Genomic DNA, 15,761 nt, shown 5'->3' on the forward strand with positions numbered 1-15,761 from the left:
CGTGACGTCCGCGGCACCCCATGGGTGGACAGTTTGGTCGTCCAGGCTATGTGTGACCCTGTTCGAGTGCGGCCCCAATGCGGTCCAGGGGGTGTTGCTGACGGCACGGTGCCTCGGTCTCTGGTCCTTATCGGTAACGCCGGCTGCTGACATCTTGGCCGAGGTGTGCGGGGACATCAAGGGTCCAACAGCTGTGATCTTAGCTTTGGCGGTGGTTAGGCGCCTCCGAGGGTGGTGAGCAGGGTGGTGAGGGCTTTCTGTTCTGTCGCCTGGTTGGGAGTGCGTGACCGGACGGCTGACAGGACGGGATCGATTTCTTTATCGATATAGGTCCACGCAGCGCAGTCCGCGGCGTTGAGCGCAGCTTGGTTGTTGTCCCAGGCTGTCTCCAGATCGGTGGCGCGGGCCGCTGCTGCGGCCTGGTCACCCTTGTTTACGAGTGCGAGGGTGTCGGAGGCAATGGTTCGGAACTCGGCGATGTTCGAGGAGGGGAAGTGTGCTTGGGCCGCCTGTTGGGCCTCCGACGGTGTCAACTTGGCGGAACCGGGGCCACAGCTTGGGGCGTTGGCCTTTTCGGCGAGAGCGCTGGCGTGCGGGAGGCTGCTGGTGTAGGCGAGGAGCGCGATTGTAGCGGCCGCGACCGCAGCGAGGATGCCCAGAGCGGTCCGCTGGCGGGCGGGCGACGCTTCCGGTGTTGTCTTGCCGGATACGTGTTCGATGACGTCGGTTTTGCTGATGGATAGGTATACGACGGTGGCGAGGATCGCGGCGAGGAAGATGATGCTTGTTAGAAGGGTGCCAAGACCCACCCCGCCTTCGGCGGGTATGAGGCCGAGCCAGTCGCCGATATTCGCCCCGAGGGGGCGGGTGAGGATGTAGGCGATCCAGAAGGCTAGTACTGGGTTGGCGCCGAACCGCCAGAGGGCGGTAACGACGCCAATCAGGACCAGGGGCAGTAGGACCGAGACGCCAGGTCCCCATCCGGTGAGCTCAAGCGTCCAGTCACCCAAGCCCGTACCCAGAGCGAAGGTCACCAGAACGGCGAGCCAGTAGAAGGCCTCACGGGGCCTGGTGACGATGCTGTGGATGGAGAGGGTTCGTTCTTTGTTGAACCAGATAGCGAAGACCAGGGCGAGTAGCACCGAGAACACGCCGGCGCTGACCCAAAGGGGCACACCGGCCTGGTCGCTGAGGAGGTCAGTGTAGAGGGTTCCGGTGATGCTCATCGCGACGACTGTTAGCCAGTACGCACCCGGGACGTAGCGCCGGAGACGCATCTGAACCGTGAGCACGACGGCAGTGATTACGGTGAAGATGATTGCCGTGGGGGCTAGTCCGACTCCGAGTTCGACGTTGACGAAGTCTGCGAACGTCTCACCCACCGTGGTGCAGAGGATCTTGATAATCCAGAACCAGATTGTGATCTCGGGGACCTTGCTCAGCCACGGACTGGTCGAGCGCAGGGACGTCATCTCAGGGGTGCCCATAAATCTCACGCTTCCTATCGACACTTGGCGGAACTGCTGAAAATGCATCTTGGTTGGAAATTCCTCATTGTATGCAGTCGCCTGGGCGCCCGCATTGCAGTCCGGCTCCGGCTCTCGGCCAACTCCATCGCGGCCGCCTCGGCCGGTGCCCCGGGACGTCAACGGCGTCGGCAGCGCCGCCGGTCTATTCATTCGTTCCGGGATTCCCTGGGCTGCCAGCGTCGACGGGATCTGGTGCCTTCATTGGCCTCGGAGCGTCTGTGAGTGGCGGGCAACGGGCGTGGGTGTTGCGGATTTCAGCGCCCCAAGGCGACGGCGGCCAAGGCGGCAATGCCCTGCAGTTCCTAGGGGGATCTTCTCCTGGTTTTGAGGTCTTGGAAGCTCATATCTTTGTCCTTCCCTGAGTTGTTGTCTACCAGCGGACCTCCGAGTGCAGGGGCCGTGAGTCATGGTGCAGGAGAACCCTGAAAGGAACCTTAAGGACGGCTCAACATCTCCACGGAACGAAACAGCGGCGCCTAGAGTCCTATTCGTGATCATCGACAATGGGAAGCCGAACGCTGCGGAGCATCGCTGGCCGGCCGTCTTTGGCCTCCTTGCCGCACTGGGCCTGTACGGGACGCTGCCGACGACATTCCTGCCGGGATTTCGCTACACCGTTGTCGTCGTCGGGCTGGGCCTCCTGATTCCGCTCGTGGCCTTGAATCCCCGCCGTCTCACACGCCAAACGCCCTGGTCCAGAATTCTTTCCGTTGGTCAGGCAACATCGTGGAAAAATACGAAGCCGCTCATTAGAGCCAAAAACCAAAAATCAGGGCTGGAACATTAACGTGTTCCAGCCCTGATTTTTGTTTGGCTGCGACCATCCCTGTCAGGCAGGAATAGTCCGCACATCCGGAAACCATCCGGCCGGGGCCTTCCTAGGCTCCAAGTGTTCAGGGTCGCGATGCTTTTGCATATCGCATTTGTAGAACGGCCCGCGCGGGTCCAAGAGCACACTCATATGGTGGTCTGCGTGGTCTTTGAACCAGACACTGGTGCCGGTGGCTCCGTCCAGCCTTAGATGTTCCCACGCCCGCCACAGCACTTCCACCCGGCGTCCTCTACGTCCGAGCTGGGAGCTTTACCGAAGCGGCCGATATCGATCGTCATGCCCTGCTCCCCCAGGTGACCCATGGATTTGCGGCCGGCGCCGCTGCCACCGGTACTGGTTCGTCCTCCGGCTGCGGGCTGTATTTCTTGATGGACGCTTCCACTGCGTCCTTGTGCGGCCCTGTGTACCAAGGCATGGTCCGGACGAGGGCGGCGGGGACGCCGGATGCCAGGACGATGGCGCCGCCGCTTCCCTGAACAGAAGGACCGAGGCTTGATATGCGCGCGACAAGTAGCTTTGGCGGAAGGACTGTCCGCAGAGCGAGCAGGAACTGCCCCGAAGCTGCAGCTGCTGGTTCCGCAGGAAGCGCTGTTCGGTCCGGATGGCCCCGATAACTTGGCTGCGTTGACCTTGACTGGCGAGCGCCGTGGCCTGAGAGTTTCAGGTGTGAGGCGTGATGCCGTTCGTGAGTACCTTGCGAGTGCCCTGTGGGCCATGCCGACGTGCGCCGTCGTCCTCGCGATCATCGCGGGGGCGAGCCTGTCCGCGGTGCAGCTGGACGCGGGGTCGCCACTCGCGATCCTCCTGTTCCAAGGAACGTCCGACGACGCCCGGAATCTGCTCATCAGTATCGCGAGCACGATGGTCACGGTTATCGCCCTGGTCCTCGGGCTCACGGTGGTCGCCCTGCAGCTCGCGTCGACGCAGTTCAGCCCGCGGCTGCTGCGGAACTTCCTCCGCGACATTCCCAACCAGTTAACCCTAAGCGCGTTCGTCGCGACGTTCGCCTACAGCACGGCGGGCCTGTACACAGTAGGGATCGCAGCCGGCCAGCGCACCGAGAACTACCCGCGCCTCGCAGTAAGCGGCGCACTGCTGCTGCTCTTCGTGAGCATGGTCATGCTCGTCTTCTTCGTCCACCACCTGTCGCATTCGATCCAGGTGGACCAAGTAATGAAAAACGTCCAGAGCGCGACACTCAGGATGATCGAGCGCTCGTTCGTCCCGGGCGATCCCGCTATTCGCATGCCCAACCCCCCAAAAGGTGCCGCGGCTCTCCCTGCGCCGCGGTCAGGTTACATTCAGGCGTTCCACGTCGAGGCGTTCATCGGGGCACTCGCGCGCCGGGACCTCACCGCCCGGATGGTGCCTATGATCGGCCGACACGTTATCGCCGGGGCGCCGCTCGCCTGGGTGTGGAAGGGTACGGACGACGGCGTCGGTTCACTTGCGCCCGATGCCAGCGCCGAACTGCGGCAGGCACTCGCACAGAGCGTCCGAATCGGTTACGAACGGACCCTTGAGCAGGACGTTGCCTTCGGGATCAGGCAACTCGCCGACATAGCATCCAAGGCCCTCTCCCCCGCGATCAATGACCCGTACACGGCGAACCAAGCGGTGGACCATCTCGGCTCGATCCTCGCGGCCCTCTCACTCCGGCAACACGGCCCGCGGGCCGTAACAGACGGGCAAGGCGTCGTAAGGCTGCACGTCCCGGCACGCGATTTCGCCTATCTCGTGGATCTGGCCCTTGGACAGGTGCGCCGATACGGCGCAAACGAGCCTCGTGTCGTCCGGGCTCTGCTGCGGGTGTGCAGCGATCTCGTGTGGTTCGCCAGCGCGCCCCACCGCGCCGTCGTACGCCAGTACGTAGAAACCCTCCTGAACGATGTGACCCGGCTCGTGCCCCAGCCAGCCGATCGCGAGCCCCTTCTCGCGGAGGGCACACGCATCCTCGAGTCTTTCGACGTCCCGAGCGGTACGACGGACGCCCCCTAGCAACAGGCACCGCAAAGTCTTGCTGGCAGGTCGGCACGACCGCGGACCGCAACGTTCCGTCCCCACCGAATCGGGCTCCTCCCCCCGCCAGGCTTACCGCCCGCCGTGTCGAACCGGATACACCGTTATTTCCACACTCCCTACCGCCGGGCGGGCACCCGCTTCTTCTTACCTAGAAGTTCATGAGACGCCGCCCGGCCCCCGGTCACTCCTCCCGGATGCGACCGTCGTCCTTCGACATCCTGCCCTCCAGCAAAGCGGCCAGATGCAGCACTTGTGCGGTGAGTCTCTGGAGTTCCTGTTGGACGGGCGCCTCGGCGGCGTCCAGTTCGGCCTGCGTTTCCTCGGCCACAGTCTCCACCATCCAGGAGGCGACCGAGGCGGTCACCACGCCCAGGACGGCGACGCCGCCGATCATGAGGCCGGCAGCGACGCAGCGGCCCAGCACGGTGACCGGGTAGTGGTCGCCGTAGCCGACGGTGGTGATGGTCGTCAGGGCCCACCAGATCGCATCACCGAAGGTCGTCAGGTTGGAGCCGGGGGCGTTCTCTTCGACGTCCAGGACGGCCAGGGCCCCGGCGTAGATCAGCAGCGCGGCCGCGCCGAGCACGTACGTGAGCACCCGGCCGCGGAGGGCATTGCCGCCGAAGCGGTGCAGGACCCGGAGCAAGGTGACCAACCGTAGCAACCGCAAGGGCCGCAGTGCAGGCAGGGCCACGATGGCGAGCTCGTGAAGATTCCTGACGAACCAGCGCCCCGCGCTGCGGCGCCAGAGCCAGGTTGACCAGGTAATCGATGACGAACACCGCCCAGGTCACCCAGATGAGAACCTCGACGATGAGGGATTCTGTGTTGGCGATGACTTGGGCGGAGTAAGCCGCCAAAAAGATCAGCGACGCAACGGTCAACGGCCATTCCGAACGACGGTTCCAATCCTGCTGACTCATTTTTGAAGTCTAGGGCGTCGGTAATCCGGGAAAAGGGCCGGACATCTCAATCCCGAGGTGCCGCGGGTGATCCCTTTAGGCTTTGGCTATGCGTAAAACGTGCGTGGTGCTGGCCGTGGTTATGGGCCTGACGGGCTGCAGCGCCCAGCCGGGATCCGGTCCGTCGGCTCCGCCGCCCGTGTCACCGCCGGCGGCGGCCTCACCGGAAAAGGTGGTCCTGGAGAGCTTTGTGGGAGACAAGCTCGACGACGTCGAGCACGCCCTGGACCAGCTGAAGCTGAAGCACGAGGCGGTGTCCGGGGATGGCAAGAAGGTCCTCGTGGCGGCGAACTGGACGGTGACCGGCCAGGACCCGGCGGCCGGCACCGAGGTGAAAACAGGCAGCACCATACGGCTGACCGTCGCCGAGGCGGCCTCCCCCGCCCCCTCCGGGCGGTAGTCAGGCTGCGCTCCAGCACCTCCGCAATAGGCTTTCATGGGCCACGCCAGCCACTCCTGCCTGGCGGGCCCCATTCGTTACACCCCTGTTCACGCTTCGCTTACGTCTTCGTAAGGTCAGACCATAAGGCTGTAGCAGCCGGGGGTGCTGTCCAGTTGTGGATTGATTCGTTCCTCATGCCGTCGGGGGACACTCCGGTGACCATACGAGTGTGCAAATACCACTCGCGCCATCCTGGTTGAGGGAAGAAGCAGTCATGAGTGAGAACAAAAATAAGAACAGACGGATGCGCAAAAGCGTGGCCGTCCCGGCAGCGGCTCTGGCCGTCGTCATGGCGGGCGGTGCCGCGTATGCCGCCACACAGACCGGTTGGGGGAATGCCTTGATCGGCCGCCAGGCGGACGGATCGGTCCTGACCGCAACGAACCAGAAGATCACCCCGGCCGGCACCGCCGTCGAACAGAGCGGCCGGCCGATGAGCATGGCCGTGGCCCCGGACGGCAAGACCGCCGTCAACGAGACCTGGGATGGTAGCGGTCAGTTCACCGTCACCCACCTGGTCAACCACAAAGTCATCCAGCAGGCCTCTCCACCGGCTGCAGCGGGCAACGGCTCCTCGTCCTACGGTGGGCTTCTCTACTCCCAGGACGGGAAGACACTCTGGGCCGCCCACACCAAGGGCCTGACCAAATTCGCCGTGGCCGCGGACGGCACGCTGTCCAACCCGGTCGGCGTAGCGCTGCCCGGCGCGGACGGGAAAGACCCGATCCCTGCCGGTCTGGCTTTCGGCCCCGACGGCAAGCAGATTCTGGCCACACTCAACGGCACCAACATGCTCGCCGTACTGGACGCCGAGACGGGAGCCCTGATCCGCCAGGTCCCGGTCGGCAACGCACCCCGTGACGTCGTGGTCGAGGACGGGCACGCCTTCGTCGCCAACCAGGGCGGCCGGCCAGCCCAGCCCGGGGACAAAACCAACACCTCCTACGGCACGGACATCGTGACCAACAAGGAGGACGGGTCCCCCTCCACCGGTACGGTCTCCGAGGTCGACCCCGCTACCGGCACCGTCGTCCGCAGCTATGACACCGGACTGGCCCCCTCCGCGCTGCTGGTCCACGGCGACAACGTCTTCGTTGCCAACTCCAACTCCGACACCGTCTCGGTCATCGATGCCAAGACCGGGAAGGTCGGGCAGACCATCAACGTCAACCCCCTCCCCGGGGCGCCGGCCAGCAGTTCCCCGAGCTCGCTGACGATGCTCGATGACACCCACCTGGCCGTGGCTCTCGGCCAGGCCAACGCCGTCGCCGTCTACGAGTTCAAGGACCAGGCAACCCCGGCGTCCTTCCAGGGCCTGATCCCCACCGGCTGGTACCCCGGAAGCGTCCAGTACGACAAGCCGCTCGGCCAGGTCGTGGTCGCCTCCCAGAAGGGCGAAGGTTCCCTCGGCGCACCCGGAGCGAACGGGGGCCACACCGTGTACTCCGACCTGGGCCTGGTCAGCACCATACCGACCCCGACCCCGGAACAACTGCCGGAGATGACCAAGCAGGTCTGGGCCAACAACCAGTGGGACCAGGCCCTGGCCGATTTGAAGAAGAACCCGGACCAGGGCAAGGCCCCTGTCGCCATTCCCCGCCGTGACGGTGACCCCTCACAGATCAAGCACGTCTTCATGATCGTGAAAGAGAACCGCACCTACGACCAGGTCCTCGGCGACGACAAACGCGGCAACGGCGACCCGGCACTGGCGCAGTTCGGTGGCACCACCACCCCGAACCACCACGCACTGGCCTCCACCGCCGGTCCCCTGCTGGATAACACGTACTCCTCCGGGACCATGTCCGCGGACGGCCACCAGTGGCTCACCCAGGCGACCGTGGACGAATACCTCACCCGCTCGATCGGCAACTACGACCGCAGCTACCCCTACAACGGCGGCGACGCGATGGCCTACAGCGCCACCGGGTTCCTCTGGGACAACGCCGCACGCCACGGCGTGAGCGCCAAAGACTGGGGCGAATACACCAACAAGTGGACCGATAACGCGGGCAAGGACGACAGCCACACCTGGATCCAGTGGTTCCAGAACACCAAAGCCCAGGAAGCCGGACAGCCGGCCACCATCCCGGCGGACCAGTACCACGCCTCCACGGACGTGCCCTCCCTGGAGAAGATCCTCAACCCGGCATTTCCCGGGTTCCAGCTCCAGGTCCCGGACCAGTACCGTGCCGACGTGTTCCTCAAGGACCTGAAGCAGGCCGAAACGGACAACAACCTGCCCCAGCTGAACGTCATGACGCTCCCGGCCGACCACACCGCCGGCACCGACCCGTCCCAGCCCACACCCTCAGCGATGGTCGCGGACAATGACCTTGCCGTAGGCAGGATCATCGACGGCATCTCCCACTCCAAGTACGGCAAGGACTCGGCCGTGTTCGTCATGGAAGATGACAGCCAGGCCGGCGTGGACCACGTCGACGGGCACCGCCAGCCGGCCCTGGTCTGGAGCCCCTTCGCCAAGAAGGGCGCCGTGGTGGACAACTACTACACCCAGCTGAACATCGTAAGGACCATCGAGCAGATCCTCGCCCTGCCCCCGATGACCCAGATGGACCTCGCCGCTCAGCCGATGTTCGATGCTTTCACCGATAAGACCGACACCACCCCCTACACCGCAGTGTCCAACCAGATCCCGCTGGACACCCTCAATGGGTCAGCCGCGGCCTCGGCTCCAGCGGCCGCGCAGCCTGCCGCCCAGTCATGGGCGGACTGGTCAAAGAAGCAGGACTGGAAGGGCCCTGACCGCGCCAACCCGGCCCAGCTGAACCACGCCGACTGGTACGCCGCTCACAACTTCACCCAGCCCTACCCCGGTGAAGACAAGATCCTCACCCCCGACGAAGTCGGAGCAGGAACGGCCCAGGCACCCGCCAACGCCTCCACGACCGACACCGACGGCTGAGCAACCAGAACGAACCGGTAAAGCGCAGGCCCCCGGCCTCCCTACAGGAGACGGGGGCCTGTACTTCTTCAGGAGCCCTCCGCGTGCGTCGTTCCAGATGCCGGGACGACCGGCCCTAAAGCAGGGCGGGATCAGTGACGAGCTGCGCGCGGCCTTCTGCGAGCCGGTACGCGACACCGACCACGGCAGTGGAGGAGTTGTGCACGGCGGCGGCGATTACCGGGGAGCTTTCCAGTAGCCGCTCGGCCGTCAGCCTGGCATGGTCGACGACCATATCGTTGATCTCTGCCCTGCCGTCCCGCTGCGAACTAAGCACCGACGGAGTAATCCGTTCGACCAGGTCGCGGATGAAGCGTTGGGGCATCTCCCCGGTTTCCAGTGCCTCCTTGGTGGCGGTGACGGCGCCGCAGTTGTCGTGGCCGAGGACGACGATGAGCGGGACGTTGAGCACCGAAACGCTGTATTCGAGTGAGCCGAGGACGGCGTCGTCGAGGACATGGCCGGCCGTGCGGACCACGAAGGCGTCGCCGAGACCGAGATCGAAGATGATCTCTGCGGCCAGACGGGAGTCGGAGCAGCCGAAGATGACCGCGAACGGGTTCTGCGTGTCGACCAGCTCGCTGCGCCTCGCGGCACCCTGGTTCGGGTGCTGGGCGGCGCCGGACACGAAACGCTCGTTGCCATCAAGCAGGCGCTGCCATGCTTGGGCCGGACTGATGCTGTTAGTCACCCTGCTTACTTTATAGGACGGGAAGGCATCCCTCATGGGCGGACAGCCTCGCACGCAGCCTGCAGTTTCCTGGGGCTGGCTCAAGGCGCCGATCTCTACCGGGACTTGCCCTGGCTCCATCCGGGCCCGTCGTGGACCAGGCAGGACGCCGACTTTCAGGGGGCATCCGCCGCTGCTGTTGCCTTGCGGATTGCTGCCTTCCATCCCCACACGCGGTGCCTCGTACCAACCTCAAAGTCCCGGTAGTTCGGCGCGTAGACGGTCGGCACAAGTTGGGTGTTCGCGACGACTTGCAGACCTCCCTCCGTGAAAAGCTCAATCCGTGTGAGCGCTTGCTCAGTGACTGCGAGTCCCATCACATCTCCTTCCGTCGGTGGCTCTGCCCCACTCCAAGGCAGCGGCCCAACTAGGAAGGTAGATCGGGCACCAACTCCTTCGCGCTTGATCTCAACGACCTGAAGACAGGCCCAACGGCCTCCCTCACAAGGAACAGCAATGATGTCGCCCTGCTGCAAGCCTCTACTGGTTTTTGGGCTGAAGGGGAACTGGCGATTGGTCATGCCAGAAGTGTCTCAGGACGATGCAAGACAGGCAGCCGCCCCGAAACAGGCTAAGAAGCCACTGCTGGGACGGTTGCTCGGCCGATAGGCACCGAGTAGACAAAAAGAGGGGAAGGCCGGATTGGCCTTCCCCTCTTCCTTGTCCCGCAGGTTTCGTGTCGATGTTGGTCAGACGCGGGACCTGCCGCGGACGAAGTGGATGATCAGGACTATCACGGCCACTACCAGCAGGATGTGAATGAGTCCCCCGCCGATGTTGGCCAACAGGCCGAGCAGCCAAAGAACGGCGATAATGATGGCGATCCAAAGCAACATGAATATCTCCTTCGTTCACCGCGGATGGAATACTGCTCCCCGCCCGCTGTCCGTATGGTGCGCTCAGCCTACGACACGTCAAAGCCGTAAGGCTGGAGCTTGACCGATTCTTCGTCTACCGGCCAGGGACGGTGGACGCTGCCGGTTGACAGTGAGCGAGGCGTAGTCGTTGCGGAAGCGGAAATAGAAATGCTGGCCCAGGATGGTTCCCTCAGCCTGGAACGGGCAGGCACCACCTTGTTCAGAGATCGTGCGGGTAGCCAGGACAAGGTCGGTGAGCTTCGGAGCTGTTGTGTCCATGGAAGCACTGTGCGCGGACGGAGCTGGATTGCTGCCCGGCCGTACACATAGAGATAGATGGCCGCCTGTCGCTGCGCGCGGCCACCCCTATTACGCCGCCGGGCACTCAGGGACGTAATGAAAGCAGCGGAATTTTCGCCGAGCTGCCGGGAACCTCACAATGGTTCCGGGCAGCGCCGCCCAGCCCGGTCAGCACCGGGCCATTATTTATGGGGATCATCATGAGCAACGCATACCCCCTCGCCGACGGCTCGCCACGTTACGGGCACCGGACAGATACACCCGCCGATCAGCCGGCACCCACCGCCGGGGTCAGGGTCGAAGAAGCAGCAGAAGGGGCCGCCCGGCTCGGCCTGGACGAGATGGCCGCCGCCATCGACAAGCGATTGACCAGCGCGTGGGCGGACACCACGGACACGGCAGTCGCCCTAATGCGTGACCAGAACCCGGAGGCCCTGGTCAAGCTGCACCTGGGCTCCCAGCGGCAGTGGCGGATGAAGGCCCAGGCTGTCCGCGACAAGCAGCTCGCCAGCCTCATGGCGCGCCGCAAAGCGTCCGGCAGCGTCCGCGGGACCCTGGCCCTGCGCCTGGGCCTCATCATCGCCCTGACCGCTCCGCCGGCATTCATCGTGGCCACCAACCAGACCGATGTTCTGAAGCTGCTCATTGTGGGTGCCGTCTGCCTGGTTGCCGCCGTTGTCGGCGGGCACTTCCTGACCATCCGCGCCCGCGTCCCGGTCATGCCGAACCTCCGCGGCCCCTGGCTGGCCGAACTGCGCGAAGACGTCGTCAATGCGACTCTCGTGGCCATCCTGCAGAACAAGGGGACGGTCCTGTCGCCGGCCACCGCCGCGGCCGGACAGCGCGGCTGGGCCAGCATTCAGGAAGCCGCAGTAGCCGTCGCCGCGCTCCGCAGCTGAGAGCCGGCCTGGGCCCCTGGCGTTGCCTTAGTGGATCAGGCCGGCCACGAGGTTGATGGTCGTCGCCAGGACGATCGTGCCCAGCAGGTAGGACAGCAGCGCCTGCCGCAGCACCGTCGTGCGGATCGCGTCCGTCTTCAGGTCGGTGTCCGAGACCTGGAAGGTCATGCCGACGGTGAAGGCCAGGTAGGCGAAGTCCATGTAGCGGGGCTGCTTGTCCTCGTTGAAGTCCACGCCGGCTTTGTCCCGGTAGTAGATGGAGGCGTAGCGGAGGGTGAAGAGTGTGTGGACGAGGAACCAGGACAGCGCCACGCTGCCGAGGGCCATAGCGATGATCGCCGCCTTTGTTCCGCCCTGGGCGTCGGCAGCATCAAGCAGGATCAGGGCCACACCAGCGAAGCTGGCGATGGTGGCAGTGAGAACCAGTATGTCGGCAGGGCCCTTGCCCGGATCTTCCCGGAGTGCATGTGCCGCAGTCGCCTCCGGCTGCAGCCGCCCGATGACGGACCACACCCAGATGAGGTAGGTCAGCGAGGCGGCGGCCCAGCCCATGGCCGGCGCGTAGGCCCAGGACTTCAGGGCCCCTACTGCCAGGGCCACGCCCAGTCCGATGACGAGCATTGCGACGACCCGCAATCGGGAGTGATGGGCCGGTGTGTTGAAGCGGGCAGAACGCCCGCCTGACGTCTTTGTTGTGCTCATGGATTGATCATTCCACTGCGAAGTTGGGAGTCTGCTGTCCGGGGCGGCGCGCCCTCATGAATAACCTGTCGTACCTGGCGGGAAATCTCACGAAAAGCAAGGTGCCGAAGTTCTCGACAAAGAAAGGCTCAAGAGGCACCCTCTGGGTTTTCCAGACCGTACGATGAGCACGTCGCCAGAGTCATGAGGGCCACGCCCGCGAAAATGTTCGGCTCTTCATTCTCCTGTGGAGGCCGAGCGAAACAGGGGGTAGGGATGTTTGTTCCGAGCGCGGGCGATCAGTTCCGCGAGGATAAACTGCCGTCGCGAATCCGTGCCTTACGCATGCCGCCCTGGGCGGCTGCTACCTTGGCCCTGGGTCTCCTCGTAGTCGCCGTTGCGGCGGTCCCTGGTTCAATCATGGTCAACGAGAGCGACAGCACGCTCATTCCGTCCCGGGTTGAGGGTCTTATCGTGGGAGCGGCGATCGTCTCGGCGATCTCTGGCGCCTTCCTGCTTTGGTATGCCGGGGAGTGGGTGATCCTCACCCCGGATGCGGCAATTGTGACAACAGCCTTCATCACGCGGACGCGGGTCGAGCGGGCCCAGCTGGAAGACTTCCATCCCTACCTGCACCGCTACCCGGGCCGTGGAGGCCCCCAGTACCGGATGGTGCCGACCTTCACCGTGAGGGACGCCCGCGACCGGCTCCGGGACATACCGTTGCCGTTCCTGTCCTATTGGAACCCGGTCGGCGGCACGGAAGCCAGCCCGCCTCCCCGCGCGGCCTTTATCGAGGCGTGGGCACGTTCGACCAGTAGCCCCTATTCGAGAGCCGTCTTCACCGGCGCTGTGCCGGACGTACTCGTGAGGCACCGGCAATCAGTGCGGACCAGCCTGCTGCGACGCGCGCGCCTGGTAGCCATCCTCCTCCCCCTGGTCTCGATCGCACTGGGACTGGGGCTCGGGTTCGGGCTAGCACCAGCTTCCAAGGCCCTTGGGCTAAGCCGCAGCGCCGACGCCCAAACGAACCGCGCCGGCATCCGTGACCTCGACGACGACCTCACACCAGCCGTCACCAGCTACCAGTGGCGCGCCAAGGAGTTCCAGCCCGGAACGAGAGACTTCACCTTCTTCCCTACCCTGCGGCCGCTGCCGTCAGGGCAGTACACAGTCCGATACTTCATCCGTGACCCCTCCCAGCACGGGTCGGACCTTACAGGTCCGGAGCAGAAGTACGGGCGCATCATCTCAGAGGGGACAATTTCCGTTCAGAACCCCACCATCGAGTTCACACTGGACCACGACGACACCACCTTCACTTTCGAGGTTTATGTCACCGACGACCATGGCCATACGACGTTCGATTCGGACCTTTACAGGAATATCGCGGCACAGCCGAGCCCAAAGACCTAGGGAAAGCGCCACAGCCTTCCGACACCGGCCTAGTTGTGAACGGCGACGACGTCACTGCCACCGGCCTCTTCGTAGAACACTTCCAAAAGGACAACGTGATCTGGAACGGGGAACGGGGCCGGACAGTGTTCTTCCAAAACGAGCTGCCCTATGACGCTCCCAACCAGGCCGCGTGGCAGCTCGACGGCACGCTCGGCTACGCCGCCTACAAGGTGACGGACACCGTCACGCCGACGCGCCAGGGCCCGGAAGCAGTCACGACCTACGGCGGCTGACAACCACTACAACGCGGGTGCCCTCTTGGCCCTCCTTCCAGAGGGCACCCGCGCTATGTCAAGGTGGAACGCGTTCCGTCACCGTGTTCTGACTGTCGAATTCCTAATTGATGCCCTTCACGACTGGTGAAGGGTACGAGCGACGGGCGAGCGGATGCCGGCGCACCGGCAAGAATCCGATGTCCGCGGCCGTTGCGCCACTCCGCGCGGATTACCTTCACAACAACGAGGCCGACCACCCGCCCGGCCTGGCTTGGCGCAGTGAGGGTCCTTGTGACCGCCCTGCATTCACTTATCGAAGGCTCGTGGCTCAGGACACCGACGCGGCCGGCGCCGGGCCGCCTGGCACCCCGTCCATGCCAGACACTTGCAGATGATTCTTTGAATGAGGCTAAGCGGTCCATCTTTACTGAATCGGCGCGATACCTTGACCTCTATAGCGGGGGGCGCTCATGCTGGGTACTTGATTGCCCAGCGCTGAAATGGGGTCGACCATGAACATCACCCGCGCCACGTCACCGCTCTTCCGGTTTCGCTATCCACTGGCCGCCGTTGCGGCCTTGCTGTTGATGCTCTTCGGCCTTCCGGCGGAAGCCGCAACGACGGGCCGTGGCAATGACGTCTCGTGGCCGCAGTGCGGCAAAGCGCTTCCCAACGGTCAGAGCTTTGGAATTGTTGGGGTCAACAACGGCACAGCCAACACGACCAATCCCTGCCTCGCCACCGAGCTGTCCTGGGCTGGCTCCTCGACAGGCGCTACCGGGCAGCCCGAGGTCGCACTTTACGTAAACACTGCTAATCCGGGGTCGGCCGGCTCGTGGTGGCCTACAAGCAACACGTACGGCGGAACGAGTGTGGCCAACCCTTACGGCCAGTGCACGAGTGGGTCTTTTGGGGCGGCCTGCTCGTTCATGTACGGGTACGCCAAGGCCTACGACGACGCCAACATCCGAGGCGTGAGCAATCCCGCCTCGTTCGTTTGGTGGCTTGACGTCGAAACCGGCAACAGCTGGTCCGCCGACAAGGCTGCCAACCGCGCCGACCTGGAAGGCATGATGGCCTATTTCGCCAGCACCGGCGCAACGACCGGAATCTACTCCACGAGCAGCCAGTGGTCCCAAATAGCGGGCACGGTGCCATCATCGAGCCCCCTCTACACCGCCAGAAGCTGGCTCGCCGGGGCCAGCTCGCTGACGTCCGCAAAGCGTATGTGCACCACGGCGCCGCTAACCGGAGGAGGCAAAGTCACGCTCACCCAATACGTTTCTGGTGGCTTCGACTACGACTACTCCTGCATCTGAGTCCAGACCCCTTTGCCCGGTGGGCGGTTTGCGAACCCGGATAACGACGCGAGCTTTCCGGTCGTCTATTGCCGGGTCAGGCGCACAGGACCCGCTGGTTGCGGAGGCAATGACAACCAGTGACCCCTAGTCACCTGCCGATGGCGCAAGAGGAACTCGTCGCGGTAGCCATAGGCAGGCTGCTGGTGCCCGGAGACCAGACCAAGGCACGGATTGCCGCGAACCGGGCAATTCTGGAGGAGCTCATGTCCTGGGGCGACGCGATCTACCGGCTCAGCACGCGAGTCGGCCACGGAAAGAACACGCGGGTTCCGGGAGAAGCGCTGAAGCAGCTCCAGCAGCTCCTGGTCTCGAGCCACGCCGGCTCGTTCGGAACAGTTGACCGGACAGTAGTACGTGCAGCGATGGCCGTTAGGGTCTGCGGCATGGCACGTGGCTGCTCCGGCGCCAGTCATCTGCGTCAGCCGAGTCGTGGAGGGGAAACTTGGCCGGCGCCAGCCGCCCGGCGCTGACGACGGGCGAGAAGCTGAGGGTCCAACGTCCCACCCTG

15 protein-coding genes and 2 pseudogenes are annotated in these 15,761 nt (G+C 64.3%); 9 read left to right on the forward strand and 8 right to left on the reverse strand.

Features of this window, described 5'->3' with window-relative positions; all coding sequences use genetic code 11:
- Positions 1 to 215: 215 nt before the first annotated feature.
- The gene (locus J7I84_RS20495; RefSeq protein WP_251046891.1) at positions 216 to 1,487 is read right to left on the reverse strand and encodes a hypothetical protein; all 1,272 of its coding nucleotides are present in this window, start codon (positions 1,485 to 1,487) and stop codon (positions 216 to 218) included.
- Between the two features lie 532 nt (positions 1,488 to 2,019).
- Between J7I84_RS20495 and J7I84_RS20500 the strand changes: the two genes are divergently transcribed.
- Entirely contained in the window at positions 2,020 to 2,316 is a 297-nt protein-coding gene (locus J7I84_RS20500; RefSeq protein ID WP_214946363.1) for a hypothetical protein, read from the forward strand.
- Between the two features lie 42 nt (positions 2,317 to 2,358).
- On the opposite strand, the pseudogene J7I84_RS21670 reads toward J7I84_RS20500, so the two are convergent.
- Positions 2,359 to 2,583: pseudogene (locus J7I84_RS21670) on the reverse strand (DUF4913 domain-containing protein); the annotation flags it as partial.
- A 270-nt stretch (positions 2,584 to 2,853) separates the two neighbouring features.
- On the opposite strand from J7I84_RS21670, the gene J7I84_RS20510 reads away from it, so the two are divergent.
- Positions 2,854 to 4,359: a DUF2254 domain-containing protein gene (locus tag J7I84_RS20510; RefSeq protein ID WP_214946364.1), complete on the forward strand. Its 1,506-nt coding sequence runs from the start codon at positions 2,854 to 2,856 to the stop codon at positions 4,357 to 4,359.
- A 205-nt stretch (positions 4,360 to 4,564) separates the two neighbouring features.
- Here the strand turns inward: J7I84_RS20510 and J7I84_RS20515 are convergent, their stop codons facing one another.
- Positions 4,565 to 5,053, reverse strand: a complete 489-nt coding sequence (locus tag J7I84_RS20515) for a potassium channel family protein (protein ID WP_251046892.1) — start codon at positions 5,051 to 5,053, stop codon at positions 4,565 to 4,567.
- A gap of 341 nt (positions 5,054 to 5,394) precedes the next feature.
- Here J7I84_RS20515 and J7I84_RS20520 point away from each other — a divergent pair, with 341 nt between their 5' ends.
- Positions 5,395 to 5,745 carry a PASTA domain-containing protein gene (locus tag J7I84_RS20520; RefSeq protein ID WP_214946365.1) on the forward strand — a complete coding sequence of 117 codons (351 nt, stop codon included), beginning with the start codon at positions 5,395 to 5,397 and terminating at the stop codon, positions 5,743 to 5,745.
- Between the two features lie 256 nt (positions 5,746 to 6,001).
- Positions 6,002 to 8,713, forward strand: coding sequence for an alkaline phosphatase family protein (locus J7I84_RS20525; protein WP_214946366.1), 2,712 nt, complete (start codon positions 6,002 to 6,004; stop codon positions 8,711 to 8,713).
- Positions 8,714 to 8,828: 115 nt separating this feature from the next.
- Here the strand turns inward: J7I84_RS20525 and J7I84_RS20530 are convergent, their stop codons facing one another.
- From J7I84_RS20530 to J7I84_RS20545, 4 genes are all read right to left on the reverse strand, one after another.
- A complete protein-coding gene (locus J7I84_RS20530; protein WP_311381183.1) occupies positions 8,829 to 9,443 on the reverse strand; it encodes a carbonic anhydrase in 615 nt (204 codons plus the stop codon).
- Between the two features lie 155 nt (positions 9,444 to 9,598).
- Positions 9,599 to 9,799, reverse strand: coding sequence for a hypothetical protein (locus J7I84_RS20535; protein WP_214946368.1), 201 nt, complete (start codon positions 9,797 to 9,799; stop codon positions 9,599 to 9,601).
- Between the two features lie 372 nt (positions 9,800 to 10,171).
- Complete coding sequence (locus J7I84_RS20540) at positions 10,172 to 10,318, reverse strand: lmo0937 family membrane protein (RefSeq protein ID WP_110543403.1); 147 nt, start codon at positions 10,316 to 10,318, stop codon at positions 10,172 to 10,174.
- A 78-nt stretch (positions 10,319 to 10,396) separates the two neighbouring features.
- The gene (locus J7I84_RS20545) at positions 10,397 to 10,618 is read right to left on the reverse strand and encodes a hypothetical protein (RefSeq protein ID WP_214946369.1); all 222 of its coding nucleotides are present in this window, start codon (positions 10,616 to 10,618) and stop codon (positions 10,397 to 10,399) included.
- A 221-nt stretch (positions 10,619 to 10,839) separates the two neighbouring features.
- Here J7I84_RS20545 and J7I84_RS20550 point away from each other — a divergent pair, with 221 nt between their 5' ends.
- Positions 10,840 to 11,538, forward strand: coding sequence for a hypothetical protein (locus J7I84_RS20550; protein ID WP_214946370.1), 699 nt, complete (start codon positions 10,840 to 10,842; stop codon positions 11,536 to 11,538).
- Between the two features lie 27 nt (positions 11,539 to 11,565).
- Here the strand turns inward: J7I84_RS20550 and J7I84_RS20555 are convergent, their stop codons facing one another.
- On the reverse strand, positions 11,566 to 12,240 hold the full coding sequence (locus J7I84_RS20555) for a DUF1345 domain-containing protein (RefSeq protein ID WP_214946371.1): 675 nt from the start codon (positions 12,238 to 12,240) through the stop codon (positions 11,566 to 11,568).
- Positions 12,241 to 12,639: 399 nt separating this feature from the next.
- Between J7I84_RS20555 and J7I84_RS20560 the strand changes: the two genes are divergently transcribed.
- From J7I84_RS20560 to J7I84_RS20575, 4 genes and pseudogenes are all read left to right on the forward strand, one after another.
- Positions 12,640 to 13,635, forward strand: a complete 996-nt coding sequence (locus tag J7I84_RS20560; protein ID WP_214946372.1) for a hypothetical protein — start codon at positions 12,640 to 12,642, stop codon at positions 13,633 to 13,635.
- A gap of 26 nt (positions 13,636 to 13,661) precedes the next feature.
- A pseudogene (locus J7I84_RS20565) lies at positions 13,662 to 13,862 on the forward strand (adenylyl cyclase); the annotation flags it as partial.
- Positions 13,863 to 14,404: 542 nt separating this feature from the next.
- A complete protein-coding gene (locus J7I84_RS20570; protein WP_214946373.1) occupies positions 14,405 to 15,211 on the forward strand; it encodes a hypothetical protein in 807 nt (268 codons plus the stop codon).
- Between the two features lie 140 nt (positions 15,212 to 15,351).
- A complete protein-coding gene (locus J7I84_RS20575; protein ID WP_214946374.1) occupies positions 15,352 to 15,723 on the forward strand; it encodes an aromatic amino acid lyase in 372 nt (123 codons plus the stop codon).
- The last annotated feature ends 38 nt before the right edge of the window (positions 15,724 to 15,761 follow it).

It is taken from the genome of Arthrobacter sp. ISL-85 (assembly GCF_018613675.1).
Lineage (GTDB): Bacteria > Actinomycetota > Actinomycetes > Actinomycetales > Micrococcaceae > Arthrobacter.

Bases quoted from the DNA above. Each gene is read 5' to 3' on its own strand.
- J7I84_RS20495 (WP_251046891.1), bottom strand. From the start codon at position 1,487: ATGGGCACCCCTGAGATGACGTCCCTGCGCTCGACCAGTCCGTGGCTG.
- J7I84_RS20520 (WP_214946365.1), top strand. From the start codon at position 5,395: ATGCGTAAAACGTGCGTGGTGCTGGCCGTGGTTATGGGCCTGACGGGC.
- J7I84_RS20525 (WP_214946366.1), top strand. From the start codon at position 6,002: ATGAGTGAGAACAAAAATAAGAACAGACGGATGCGCAAAAGCGTGGCC.
- J7I84_RS20535 (WP_214946368.1), bottom strand. From the start codon at position 9,799: ATGGGACTCGCAGTCACTGAGCAAGCGCTCACACGGATTGAGCTTTTC.
- J7I84_RS20540 (WP_110543403.1), bottom strand. From the start codon at position 10,318: ATGTTGCTTTGGATCGCCATCATTATCGCCGTTCTTTGGCTGCTCGGC.
- J7I84_RS20545 (WP_214946369.1), bottom strand. From the start codon at position 10,618: ATGGACACAACAGCTCCGAAGCTCACCGACCTTGTCCTGGCTACCCGC.
- J7I84_RS20550 (WP_214946370.1), top strand. From the start codon at position 10,840: ATGAGCAACGCATACCCCCTCGCCGACGGCTCGCCACGTTACGGGCAC.
- J7I84_RS20555 (WP_214946371.1), bottom strand. From the start codon at position 12,240: ATGAGCACAACAAAGACGTCAGGCGGGCGTTCTGCCCGCTTCAACACA.
- J7I84_RS20560 (WP_214946372.1), top strand. From the start codon at position 12,640: ATGGTCAACGAGAGCGACAGCACGCTCATTCCGTCCCGGGTTGAGGGT.
- J7I84_RS20570 (WP_214946373.1), top strand. From the start codon at position 14,405: ATGAACATCACCCGCGCCACGTCACCGCTCTTCCGGTTTCGCTATCCA.
- J7I84_RS20575 (WP_214946374.1), top strand. From the start codon at position 15,352: ATGGCGCAAGAGGAACTCGTCGCGGTAGCCATAGGCAGGCTGCTGGTG.